The organism is Nonomuraea maheshkhaliensis (assembly GCF_039529435.1).
Taxonomy (GTDB): Bacteria; Actinomycetota; Actinomycetes; order Streptosporangiales; family Streptosporangiaceae; genus Nonomuraea; species Nonomuraea maheshkhaliensis.
Genome location: NZ_BAAAMU010000107.1, coordinates 24689 through 34359, shown reverse-complemented (window position 1 = coordinate 34359; position 9671 = coordinate 24689). Strand labels below are relative to the sequence as shown.

General features: G+C 67.2%; 15 protein-coding genes. 10 read left to right on the top strand and 5 right to left on the bottom strand.

The window, feature by feature from the left end; translation table 11 throughout:
* Positions 1-387 precede the first annotated feature (387 nt).
* The 3 genes from ABFX54_RS43490 (at position 388) to ABFX54_RS43480 (ending at position 1570) form a co-directional block, all read left to right on the top strand.
* On the top strand, positions 388-633 hold the full coding sequence (locus ABFX54_RS43490) for a hypothetical protein (RefSeq protein ID WP_346112822.1): 246 nt from the start codon (positions 388-390) through the stop codon (positions 631-633).
* Positions 634-667: 34 nt separating this feature from the next.
* A complete protein-coding gene (locus tag ABFX54_RS43485; RefSeq protein WP_346112821.1) occupies positions 668-805 on the top strand; it encodes a hypothetical protein in 138 nt (45 codons plus the stop codon).
* A gap of 333 nt (positions 806-1138) precedes the next feature.
* Positions 1139-1570, top strand: coding sequence for a cation:proton antiporter domain-containing protein (locus ABFX54_RS43480; protein ID WP_346112827.1), 432 nt, complete (start codon positions 1139-1141; stop codon positions 1568-1570).
* Between the two features lie 98 nt (positions 1571-1668).
* On the opposite strand, the gene ABFX54_RS43475 is transcribed toward ABFX54_RS43480, so the two are convergent.
* A complete protein-coding gene (locus ABFX54_RS43475) occupies positions 1669-2619 on the bottom strand; it encodes a zinc-binding dehydrogenase (protein ID WP_346112820.1) in 951 nt (316 codons plus the stop codon).
* 82 nt (positions 2620-2701) lie between these two features.
* Here ABFX54_RS43475 and ABFX54_RS43470 point away from each other — a divergent pair, with 82 nt between their 5' ends.
* Together ABFX54_RS43470 and ABFX54_RS43465 are read left to right on the top strand one after the other, a co-directional pair.
* Entirely contained in the window at positions 2702-3259 is a 558-nt protein-coding gene (locus ABFX54_RS43470; RefSeq protein WP_346112819.1) for a TetR/AcrR family transcriptional regulator, read from the top strand.
* Complete coding sequence (locus ABFX54_RS43465) at positions 3243-3392, top strand: hypothetical protein (RefSeq protein WP_346112818.1); 150 nt, start codon at positions 3243-3245, stop codon at positions 3390-3392. The genes ABFX54_RS43470 and ABFX54_RS43465 overlap by 17 nt, the downstream gene beginning before the upstream one ends.
* Positions 3393-3432: 40 nt before the next feature.
* On the opposite strand, the gene ABFX54_RS43460 is transcribed toward ABFX54_RS43465, so the two are convergent.
* The 3 genes from ABFX54_RS43460 to ABFX54_RS43450 form a co-directional block, all read right to left on the bottom strand.
* Complete coding sequence (locus tag ABFX54_RS43460) at positions 3433-3624, bottom strand: response regulator (protein WP_346112826.1); 192 nt, start codon at positions 3622-3624, stop codon at positions 3433-3435.
* 571 nt (positions 3625-4195) lie between these two features.
* On the bottom strand, positions 4196-4372 hold the full coding sequence (locus tag ABFX54_RS43455; RefSeq protein ID WP_346112817.1) for a hypothetical protein: 177 nt from the start codon (positions 4370-4372) through the stop codon (positions 4196-4198).
* Positions 4373-4439: 67 nt separating this feature from the next.
* Positions 4440-5123 carry an LUD domain-containing protein gene (locus ABFX54_RS43450; RefSeq protein WP_346112816.1) on the bottom strand — a complete coding sequence of 228 codons (684 nt, stop codon included), beginning with the start codon at positions 5121-5123 and terminating at the stop codon, positions 4440-4442.
* A gap of 102 nt (positions 5124-5225) precedes the next feature.
* On the opposite strand from ABFX54_RS43450, the gene sigJ reads away from it, so the two are divergent.
* The 5 genes from sigJ to ABFX54_RS43425 all read left to right on the top strand — a co-directional run bounded on the left by sigJ (position 5226) and on the right by ABFX54_RS43425 (position 9152).
* Positions 5226-6164, top strand: coding sequence for an RNA polymerase sigma factor SigJ (sigJ, locus tag ABFX54_RS43445; protein WP_346112814.1), 939 nt, complete (start codon positions 5226-5228; stop codon positions 6162-6164).
* A 741-nt stretch (positions 6165-6905) separates the two neighbouring features.
* The gene (locus ABFX54_RS43440) at positions 6906-7271 is read left to right on the top strand and encodes a carboxymuconolactone decarboxylase family protein (RefSeq protein WP_346112813.1); all 366 of its coding nucleotides are present in this window, start codon (positions 6906-6908) and stop codon (positions 7269-7271) included.
* Between the two features lie 405 nt (positions 7272-7676).
* A complete protein-coding gene (locus ABFX54_RS43435; RefSeq protein WP_346112811.1) occupies positions 7677-8024 on the top strand; it encodes a DoxX family protein in 348 nt (115 codons plus the stop codon).
* A gap of 320 nt (positions 8025-8344) precedes the next feature.
* Positions 8345-8473 (top strand): hypothetical protein, encoded by a 129-nt coding sequence (locus tag ABFX54_RS43430; protein WP_346112810.1) that lies wholly within the window; start codon positions 8345-8347, stop codon positions 8471-8473.
* A gap of 184 nt (positions 8474-8657) precedes the next feature.
* Positions 8658-9152: a nuclear transport factor 2 family protein gene (locus ABFX54_RS43425; RefSeq protein ID WP_346112809.1), complete on the top strand. Its 495-nt coding sequence runs from the start codon at positions 8658-8660 to the stop codon at positions 9150-9152.
* A 140-nt stretch (positions 9153-9292) separates the two neighbouring features.
* On the opposite strand, the gene ABFX54_RS43420 is transcribed toward ABFX54_RS43425, so the two are convergent.
* Positions 9293-9667 (bottom strand): hypothetical protein, encoded by a 375-nt coding sequence (locus ABFX54_RS43420; protein WP_346112808.1) that lies wholly within the window; start codon positions 9665-9667, stop codon positions 9293-9295.
* Positions 9668-9671 lie beyond the last annotated feature (4 nt).

Genomic DNA, 9671 nt, shown 5'->3' with positions numbered 1-9671 from the left:
TCGCGATTTTACCGCAGGCGCCTGATATCAACGGTCGACACTCTCCACGTGCGTTTGACAGTCACACTCCAGCGTGTCGGTTGCGGCTGAAGGTGGCCCCCGCCCGACCCATCGTGCCGGGTCGGCCGGTGCGCCAGACTTTCCCGCAGCTTGCCGGAGAATGGATTTCCCGATTCTAACCGCAGGGCGTGCGCGCGCGGCCAGCGCGTATGTTCAAGTGAATCCCCGGCATCAGTTGAACACCCGGGACGGTGCCCGGGAGCGGTCGCGGCCGCGGATGCTGCGCGGCGGCGCGATTGCGTTAATGTCGGTCGTCCGGCGCGCCGTCATTTCCGAGTAAATTGTTCGACGAAGTCAGCTCCGTCGTCTTCGATTCGAGGAGCGCATGTGGAGATCGCCGTGCTCGGCGATGTGCTGTGGGATGTGGATATCACCGGAGCCGTCGAACGGATTTCTCCGGAGGGATCGGTCCCGGTCGTCTCGGAGCTGGTGACCTCGGAGAGCCCCGGCGGCGCGGGTCTGGCCGCGCTGCTGCTCGCCGGCCGTACCCCCGGACCCGATGAGAACCTGCCGCTCCCGCCCCCCTGGCCGCAGCCACCCACCCCGGGCTGGGGCCGGGCACGCCAACCCTGACGACCTGACCAGCGACTGGCGTGAACGAGGGCCGGTGGTGGTACTGGTCGTGCTCGCCCACGATCACGGTCAGCAGGCAGGCGCTGCCTTCGAGCTTCATGGCACGCTCCTTCGCCTGGAGGCCTCACCGCCCGCCCTCGGCAAGGGCTGGGGCGGCTGTGCCTTCCTTTGAGCCCTTGTCCGCCTGGCCCGAAATGACGCCGGGCAGGTCGGCCGAGGTGGCCTTGCGGCAGCCCGGTCGGCTGCCGGATGCCTGCCGGGATGGGGTCCCTCAGGTCAGTGTGCGCCCTTGCGGGCGTGCGGGGAAGCGGTGCGCCTACCCTCGTAGATGGCGATGGATCCCGCCGAAGCCCCCGCGAGCAGCGCGTCGCGCGAGGGTCGAACCGCCGGATGCGGCTGATGGCTTCCTGGCCGCGCCTCAGCGCGTCCGGGAAGGGGAAACGGGTCCATGGGAGTTCGCTGTTCGTCGCCGCCGTGCTCGCGGTGACCATCCTGGCCCGGCAGCATCATCTCGGTCGAGGTCGGGCTGTCGGTGTCCGTCATCGAGATCGTCTCCGGGGTTGCGCTAGGCAACACGCTGCACCTGGCCACCCCCGACTGGCTCATCTTCCTGACCTCTTTCGGCAGCGTGGTGCTGACCTTCCTGGCCGGAGCCGAGGTCGATCCGGCCGGCTTCCGTGCCACCTGGCGGGCCAGCACCCTGCTCGGGGTCCTGTCGTTCCTAGCGCCGGTTGCCGGATACGTCACGCCCTGGCAGGCGTGTCATTCGCCTGCCCGGACGACATCGCCTACGCCACCCGCATCGCCACCACCCAACTCAACCAACAGGCCAAGCCCTCGATATGGGGACGGCCACCACCGCCTGCCCGACGCTTATGCCGCCAGTTCGTCTATGCCCTTTGCGAAACGAAGCGCCAGGGGCGGCTCGGTCTTGTAGGGCCACACCGTTGGGGCGTTCACGAGCAGGGGTGACCTGAGGTGAAACGGTCCCCTTGAAGATCGGCTCCCGGGCCGCTCTTGATCGTCTCCCAGGTTCTACACGTGGCCGCTCGAGGGGTCTTCCCGTTCGTCGGAAGCGAGGTCGAGTACGGCCTTGCCGGGAACGCGGCGCGTCAGGAGCGCCTCTATCGCCTCGTTGACCTGGGTCCAGGGGCCGCGCCAGCCGACTTGTGGATCGAGTTCGGCGTTCTCCAGCAGGTGGATCAGGTAGGCGATATCCGGGCCGAAGGGGCCGGACACCATGAAGGGTTCCAACCGCTTGGGAATGCCTGTCAGTCGTTCTTCCTCGAAGTCGATGACGGTCGGCTCGCGAGATGCCCATCCGATGGACAAGGCGAGGCCGCCGTCCTGAAGTTGCCCGAACGCCTCGCTCAGCAGTCGGCCACCCACGTTGTCGAGCACGCCGAACACAGGATCGGTGGCTTTGGCCGTACCGACAAGGATCTCCGCGGCGCCCAGTTCGCGCAGTCCGACAGCGCGTTCCGGCCGCCCCACCGATGCGATGACGTGCGCGCCTGCGCGCACGGCCAGTTGTACGGCGAGCCGTCCCACACCTCCTGACGCTCCGGTCACCAGCACGCGGCGTCCGAGTACGGAACCCAGTCGGCGGACCGCTTGCAGAGCTGTCGCGCCGGCCGCGGGCAGGGCGCCGGCCGCGCCGAGGTCGACACCCTTGGGCACAACGGCCAGGTCTGCGGTGTGGACGGCACGCAGCTCGGCCCACCCGCCTGTCCCTGCGAACGAGGAGACGCGTGCGCCCTCAGGCGGTCCGGAGCCGTCGGCGGCGGCCTTCACCACAACACCGGCGGCATCCTTGCCGAAGACCTGGCCGGGGCGGAGTTGCCGGGCAGCGAAGGCAAGCTCGCCGAAGTTGAGCGAAGCCGTCACAACCTTGATCAACACCTGCGACGCCTGCGGTCGGGGTTCGTCGATCTCGTCGAACCGTACGCCTTGTGCGGCGTCGGGATCGTAGATCAGGGCACGCATCCATGTCCTCTTTCAAGCTTACTAACCAGTTAGATTGGTAGGAATAAGCTACCAGACTGAACTGACCAGTTAGAATTTTGGTATGCCTCGTCCCGCTGCACGTGATCGACTGCTGGAAGCCGCACGTGAGCTGTTCTACGCGCACGGCTACAGTGTCTCGATCGATGCCGTCACTGAGCGGGCCAACGTCGCCAAGCCCACCGTGTACGCGCACTTCAAGTCCAAGGACGCCCTCATCGGCACCGTGCTTACCGCGGCAAGCGACGAATGGTTCACCGAGTTGGATGTCGAACTGGAACGACGTGGTGGTGACCCGCCGGCTCAACTGGTGGCACCGTTCGACCTGTTGGCGGCTAACCTGCCCGACCCGAGCTACCATGGCTGCCTCCTGGTGAACAGCGCAGCCGTTTTCCTGACACCCGAGCATCCCGCTCATCACGCGTTGGCCATCCACGACGAGCGAATGCTCGCGTTGTTCGAGCGCCTGGCCACTGCGGCAGGAAGCACCCAACCAACCGTCGTGGCCCGGCAACTGCTGGTGCTCTATGACGGCGTCAAGACCCGGGGCCTGGTCGATCACACCGGCACTGCAGCCAGAGATGCCCGCGCGGCAGCGATGGCACTTGTCACTGTCGGATGAGCCGGTCGGGCCATTCTGCAAGGACAACGGCCAGGTCATCGGCTGGTGGTACGGCGCGCAGGGACAGAGCACGGTGCCGGAGGTGCCCATGTCGGGTGTCATCTCGTTCCACCCGCCGTACTGCCGCACGTGAGGGCGCTTCTCCGGCTTCCGCACGAAATGACGCTCTGCCCTCAGGGCAGGATGGCTGACACGCCGCCCATGCCGCCCATGTGCAGCTCCAGCAGGATGATGTCCGGCCTGAGCGTCCCCGCCTGGACGACCGACTCCTCTCCCGAACCGGCCTCCCCGACGACGGTGATGCCATCGGCGGATCCCAGCACAGCGATGAGGCCCTCGCGGACCACCGGGTGATCGTTGGCCAGCAGGACCTTGATCGCTTCCTTCAGCCACGGGCGCCTCCTCGGTCCTGGCCGCCACGGGAATGCTCACTTCGCTGGTGGTGCCCTCATCGGGACGGCTCTCGGCGGTTACGGTGCCGTCGACCTCTTCCACCCGCGCGAGCATGCCGCGCAAGTTCGTACCCCTCCCTACGTGGGGTTACGAGCCGATGAGCTCGCAGCACCGTCGGCAGGAAGCGGGCCAGGGCCGCCAAGAGCGCCCGATCGACCCAGTCCGGCTTCGGCCGGGCGACCTGACGCTTCAGCACGGCAACCTCATGGCGGAGCACCATGATCTCGACGTCCTTGGACGCCTGGCCACGCCCCAGCAACACCAGCCAGCCGAACACCCGGACCAAGGTCAGATACAGCAGACGAACAGACGCAGGCCGCGATCTTGCCCGCACGGCGGCTGGGGGTCAAAGCCGCAGATCAAGCACCGCTGATGAGTCATGAAGCGGTACAGGCGCCGGCGCGGACGAGAGCGACCAGGTGGGCGCCGTTGGCGTCCCGACCACCGGCGACACGCCGATCTCCACCGCGGCGTTCTCCGAGCTCACCCCTCGAGCGAGTACCGCACGCGATCGCCGTTGATCTGGCCGGCGCGAATCTCCACCAGCGCGATCGCCGGGGCCGGCAGCGTCGAGTCCCTGAGCGCCTTGGCCGCCCCGATGATCTGCTTCAGGAACTTGGCGGCGACCGGGCTGCCAAACGGGTTCAAACGGGCATTCATCGTGCGCTCCTAACGGTTGTCGCTGATGACACCTCAATCGGGTTCGCCAATGAGGAGTGCGGGTGGTTCAGAATCCGATGGCTTCGCGGAGCAGCAGGACGGTGCCGCGCCCGGGCTGGAATTCGGCGTTGAGGATGAGGAGGCGGTTGATGGCGCTGGGCCACCCGTGGACCTTCTGGGTACGGGCAGTCTCCAGCGGGAGGCAGTGGTCCTCGACGCGCCGCAGCGCGGTGTCCAAGTCAGGTACCACCTTCTGCGCCCCGACGATCCAGATCGCGCGGGCGGCGCCGCCGGCGTAGCCGGGAAGCTGGCTTCCGCTGCCCGAGGCGATCACGAGGGAGCCGGTTTCGGTGACCGCGTGCACGCTGCCCACGATGACGTCCGGGGTGCCGCCCAGCCGCCGGATGTCGTCCGTCTGGGTGGCGCGGTCCATTGCCAGGAGGCGTGGTTTGATGGCCTGGTACAGTCCGCCGGCGTTGATGTCCTCATCGATGCCGGACAGGCGCAGGGTCTCGCTGGCCCCGGTGAACACGCCGGCGCCCTCCGGGATCAGTTCTTTGACGCGGGTACGCGCGGCGGCGGCGTCGTCCAGAACCTCCACGGTGAAACCGTGTGCGGTCAGCGCAGCGGCCGCCCGCTCCAGGCGCTGCTCGGACGCCGGGTCGGTGAACGGGGTTGCCGGCATTGAGGTGGTCATGATGTCTCTGATCTTCCTGTTCGCTGGAGATGTGTTCGTCTCCGCAGCCGACAAGACAACCCCCCGGAATGTGAGGCCGGTGCGTCGCGTCACGTTCCGGCGGGTTGTCTTGTCGAACCGACGAGGACAGATACGACCAAGGGAGCTATCGGCACCATGACCACCCGATCCCGGCCAGGACACGGCCGGTCCGATCCCGGCCTGGACGCGATCACGAGCGAGCGGCGCCAGTTGATCAATATCGCCTACCGGCTCCTAGGCTCCCTGGCCGAGGCCGAGGACGCCGTACAAGAGGCCTACGCCCGCTGGTACGCCATGTCCCCGCGGCAGCAGGACGCCATCCAATCCCCTGGCGCCTGGCTGACGACGGTCGTCAGCCGCATCTGCCTCAACTTGCTCAACTCCGCCCGGGCCCGGCGAGAGACCTACGTGGGCAATTGGCTCCCAGAGCCGCTACCTGAACGTACGCAGCGGAGCACCGGACGGCCGGGCGGCACCACCGTCGACCCGGCCGACCGGGTCACCCTGGACGAGTCGGTCAACCTGGCCTTCCTGGTCGTGCTCGAATCGATGACCCCGGCCGAACGCGTCGCGTTCATCCTGCATGATGTCTTCTGCCACTCCTTTGCCGAGGTCGCCGAGATCGTCGGCCGTACCCCGGGAGCATGCCGCAAGCTGGCCTCCTCGGCCCGCCGCCGCATCCGGACTTCGCAACCTTCCGTGACTCCGGCGACCCAGCGCGCCGACATCGTCAGGGACTTCAAACAGGCATGGGAGGCCAAGGACATCGACGCCCTCATCGGCCTGCTCGACCCCGACGCCACAGCGATCGCCGACGGCGGCGGCCTCACCACGACCTTCCTGCACCCCATCGAGGGCGCCAAGCAGATCGCGCACGCCTGGGTCGAAATCGCCCGCCGGAGGCGCGGCAACATGACGCTCCTGGACCGTACGGTCAACGGTCAGCCCGGCCTGGTGGCTGAGCAAGACGACGCCATCGTGACGGTGTTCGCGTTCGACGTCGTGGGCGACCGGATCAAGCACATCTGGGTAGTACGCAACCCCGAGAAACTACGTCACTGGACGACGGATTGACGCGCCCCGATCACCACGCCCGTTCCCACCCCGGATGCCACCGGCGGCCCGCACGCTCGAAGTACGCACATTCCCTGCCACATCACGCGCCGGGAGACCACACGCAGATCCCACCACCCCGAAGACATCGCCACCGTCACGGACCCCCTGTGAGGTCGCCAACGGCCCCGCTGAGGCCGCGGGCAGCAGCGGCTGCGTGCACGCTGCTGCCGGCCAACACCGCCGCCGTCGACGCAGGCGACCCCACGCGCACCGACCAGGGCCCATCGCCCTGCCACAAAGCCTCCGGCCAGATCCCATCCGGCCCGGCACAGGCAACGGCATCGGCGGCGAAGAGAACCCCGGCTTCGGCACCGGCGGCCACGCATGTCAGCACCATCGGACAGGCGTACACCTGCATCCTCGATCACTACTTCGCCATGAAAAGCGATCATGCCCGCCAGCAACCGGAACGCCGAACCCCAGGTCAGCCCCAACAGCCGGGTTTCGGGCACCCACAGGCTCCTGTCGGCAGTGTCGGGCTATGGCGCTGCGTGAGCGATTTTGTGGATCTCGGGCGTTGGTGTCCCCTCGGGGTGGGCTCGTTCGTCGTCGGGGTGCCAGCGAACACGGCAGAGGAGATCATCATGGAAGCGCGACTCAACACCTCCGAGAGCCCGGTCACGAGCAAGCTGGCGAAGTACATCATCTCCGCGAGCAAGGTCGTGCACGACTCTGCTTTGCCCGCGGTCGCAGGAGTTGGTGGCCTTGCGTGTGAGCCGGATCAACGGCCGCGCCGCCTGCGTCGACATGCACACCAAGGATGCCGCGCACGCGGGGGAAACGTCGGTGCGGCTCAACCTGGTCGCGGTGTGGCGGGAGGCGACGGCCTTCGCCGAGCCGGGCGGGCCGCCCTGGAGCTGGCCGAGCAGGGCACGCGCATCGCGGACGCGGTCGGGGTGTCCCCGACGAGGTCTGGGCGAACGCCGCCAAACACTGCGACGAGGCCCAACTCGGCGCCCTGCTGTCCCACATCGCCCTCATGAACACCTGGAACCGTCTGAACGTCATCACCCAGCAGCCTGCCACCGGCGACTACCAGCCGGGACAGTGGGGATAGCGGACTGACGAACCAACGAATTAACGAACTGGCGGGCTGGCCATCGGAAGAGCGGGGTAGGAGCGGCGTTTCGCGCCCAAGCCGGATGAGGGACGCGCGCTCCGCGGTAGGTCTCATCCGGCCTTCCGCCGCAACCGACCCCATCCCCGCCGCCGTCGGCCGGTGGCTCTGGTCGGCTTGGCGGGGGCCGGGTGGATGGTTGGGGTTTCCTGCACGCACCTCTGAGGAGGGAGATCATGGGCGACCTGCACCACCTCATGCACCTGGTGCTCAACCGATGTGGCGCCCTCCCGGGCATCGGCCGGCGGAGCCATGATCCATATCACACGCCGGGCATGTCACGTTCCTGGCAGCTCATCTCGTCCGCGTAGTGCGCAACCGGCCTATCACTCGCAAGGGACAAGGGGACCATCGTGTTCGCCGTCTACCTCGTGATCACTTCTCTCGCCTCGGCCGTCGTCGGCCTGGCCGCCATCGCCAACCTCATCGGCCATGACTACCCCAAGAAACAGGCGGACCAGCTTCGCGTGCCGCGTTCCTGGATGCTCCCGCTGGGCGTGATGCTGGCGGCAGGCTCGCTGGGACTGCTGGCCGGGTTCGCCGTTCCGGTGCTGGGCCTGCTCGCCGCCGCCGGCCTCGTGTTGTACTTCCTCGCCGCGTTCTGCGTTCATCTGCGGGCTCGTGACCACCACTTCGGCGCCTGGTCCGCGTTCTTCGCACTGGCGGCCGCCGCCTTGGCCGTGAACGTGGCCTACTACTGAGTTCCGGCCCAAACCGAGATCAGTTCGTCCGCGACGCCTCGAGTTTGGACGCGCTGGAGAATGCCTCCTTCCCAATCCGGCTCATCGGAGCGGCAAGAAGATCACCATGGACGATCGCTCCGGCTACGCCGGCAAGCGGATAGGGGCAGATGGCGCGGCGAACTGGGGGGCAGGCCCGTGAGCACAACCGGCGACAGGCCAGAGCGAGTATCCCCCACCACGACGGACTCTGGGCCGTCCCCGAAGCCATCCTCGCCAACCTGCGGACCGGACAACGCCACTCCGGCACCCGTCACACCATCACCCGCCCAGGAGACACCATGACCACCCCGAGTCCGGCAACACAGTTCACCACCCCGGCTTCCGCCGAGCGCCTGGAGAAGGCGGCCGCCGCGCTGACAGCCAACCGTTTCACCGTTCTGCTGCTGCGCCAAGCCATCGGATTCTGACACCACCAGCAGAACACGCGCCCATCCCCCTCCACACCACCGACATCCATCACCTCAGGCCCTTTAGACAAAGCCGCCAGACCCAGACGTTCAGTGAAGCGCTGCTGGTGCGGACGCACCCTGCAGCACCCTCCGGCAAGAGCCCGATGCTTCATCCATCACGTTCGCAGGAGAGAGGAAACCGATGAGAGATCTGCAGACCATCGCCGACCGCGTCGAGATCGAGGCGCTGCGGGGCGAACACGCCGACGCGGCGATGATCGGCGACTACGACCGTTTCGCGTCGCTGTTCACCAGGGACGCGGTGTGGCGGATCCCCCCTGCCAACATCGAGTTCACCGGGCGGAAGGAGATCCGCGCCGGTATCGAACGGCTGCAGGGTGCGTGGGAGTTCTGGGTGCAGAACGTGCACCCGGGCACGATCCAACTCGATGGTGACACCGCGACCGGCCGGGAATCCATCTTCGAGATCGGTCGCCAGCGCGACGGCAGGTCGGTCGTCATGTACGGCCTGTTCCACGACCGCTACCAGCGCACCCCGGATGGCTGGAAGTTCACCGAGCGCGTCCTCGAGCCCAGGTACCTCGACACCACTGCGCTGACGGGTTCGCCTCATGTGACCTGGGACCCCGCCGGCCCAGAGGCCGGAAACACCTCCTCTGCGGAAGAAACCCGATAACCGCGGCTAAACCGAATCTCTCGACGCGGTTCCCCATCTGGACGAGCCGCATCAGGGATGTGATCCCACCGGCTGACCCGGGCAACGCAACCTCTCGGAAGGTGAGGTGACCTGTGGGGCGACCCGCCAGCCTCACAGGTTCACTCCGCTGTCCTGTCGAACTGCCCACTGGTATGCCATGTCCCGGCAGCGGGACGCCATCGCATCCCCGGCGGCTGGTTGGCCACGGCTTCGTCGAAGACGAGCCCTTCCGCGCGCAGCACCTCGTGCACGTCTCGATCATCGTCGGGATCGACCCAGCGGAAACCGTCGGACACCTGTCCCGACCTGGTAAGGACCCTTAGATTCAAACGATCAACGCAACCCTGCTGAGGCCGGGCCACCTGCCGACACAACACCGCGAACTGGTGTCGCAAGGTCAGGATCTCCGCCTCCTTCGACCTCTGCGAGCGCCGCGACAACACCAGCCGACCCGCGAGCCGAATGAAGATCAGATAGAGCCACCGCAACGCCACGAAC

Bases quoted from the DNA above. Each gene is read 5' to 3' on its own strand.
- ABFX54_RS43475 (WP_346112820.1), bottom strand. From the start codon at position 2,619: ATGCGTGCCCTGATCTACGATCCCGACGCCGCACAAGGCGTACGGTTC.
- ABFX54_RS43470 (WP_346112819.1), top strand. From the start codon at position 2,702: ATGCCTCGTCCCGCTGCACGTGATCGACTGCTGGAAGCCGCACGTGAG.
- ABFX54_RS43455 (WP_346112817.1), bottom strand. From the start codon at position 4,372: ATGAATGCCCGTTTGAACCCGTTTGGCAGCCCGGTCGCCGCCAAGTTC.
- sigJ (WP_346112814.1), top strand. From the start codon at position 5,226: ATGACCACCCGATCCCGGCCAGGACACGGCCGGTCCGATCCCGGCCTG.
- ABFX54_RS43430 (WP_346112810.1), top strand. From the start codon at position 8,345: ATGACCACCCCGAGTCCGGCAACACAGTTCACCACCCCGGCTTCCGCC.
- ABFX54_RS43425 (WP_346112809.1), top strand. From the start codon at position 8,658: ATGAGAGATCTGCAGACCATCGCCGACCGCGTCGAGATCGAGGCGCTG.